At 74.8% G+C, this 872-nt stretch carries 1 protein-coding gene and 1 pseudogene; both read right to left on the bottom strand.

Annotated elements, in window-relative coordinates; genetic code table 11:
- Window positions 1–225: pseudogene (locus EEJ42_RS31230) on the bottom strand (hypothetical protein); the annotation flags it as partial.
- Window positions 226–294: 69 nt separating this feature from the next.
- Window positions 295–804 (bottom strand): hypothetical protein, encoded by a 510-nt coding sequence (locus tag EEJ42_RS31225; protein ID WP_148082068.1) that lies wholly within the window; start codon window positions 802–804, stop codon window positions 295–297.
- Window positions 805–872 lie beyond the last annotated feature (68 nt).

The following is an 872-nucleotide window of genomic DNA, read 5'->3' as shown; positions in this document are numbered from 1 at the left end:
CTGGGCCGCGACGGGCGCCGCGGCCGCGGGCGCCGGGACCGCTGGGGTGGGCGGTCCGGCGACCGTGCCGATCGGTGCTTCGCACGCGGCTCCGGCGAACGGCCCGCTGGTCTCCAGCCGCCGGTCGATGCGCCACTTGATGCACGGGCAGGTGCGCGAGGCGGGACCGGTCGCGGTCGCGGTGGCCGGGGCCGGGGTACTCTTCGTCGCGGGTGCGGCGGTCATGACGGGGCTCGCCCTCACCAACGGCGGCGCGGCGGAGGCGGGTCAGCCCGCGGCGGCGTCGGCGCCGAGTCATGAAGCTTCCGACTCCTCACCTTCGTCGGGTTCGTCCGGTACGGACGCGACCGACGCGGCGTCGCGGAAGCCGGACGCGCCGAGGACGGACGGCACGCGTGAGGCGTCCCGGAGCAAGCCGTCCACGAAGGCGCCGGGCCCGTCGGACGTGCCGTCGAGCGCGGTGTCCCCTTCGCGGTCCACGCCGTCGTCCGCTCCCTCGGACCCGTCGTCGGACTCGTCGGACTCGCCGTCGGGGCAGCCGACGGAATCGTCGAAGCCGACCAAGTCGCCCAACCCATCTGAATCCGGGTCGACTCCGACATCCGATCCCACCTCCGACCCGTCGTCGCCCTCGCAGGACCCGACGGACGGCGGCGGTTCGGACGGCGGTTCCGGCAGTGGTTCCGGCGGCGGCGACAGCGACGACGGCGGCACGAGCGACTCGCAGGGGACGCCGAGCCAGCCCGACAACCCGACCTCGGCGCCCACCGACGACTCGCAGAACTGCGTATCGCTGCTGGTCAAGCTCTGTGTGAACAAGTGACCCGGCACGGCTGACGGCCGATCGGCGGCGCCCGCGGATGGTCCGCGGG

Origin of the sequence: Streptomyces botrytidirepellens (assembly GCF_003721215.1) — a bacterium.
Taxonomy (GTDB): domain Bacteria; phylum Actinomycetota; class Actinomycetes; order Streptomycetales; family Streptomycetaceae; genus Streptomyces; species Streptomyces himastatinicus.
This window is presented reverse-complemented; position numbering and strand designations above follow the sequence as displayed.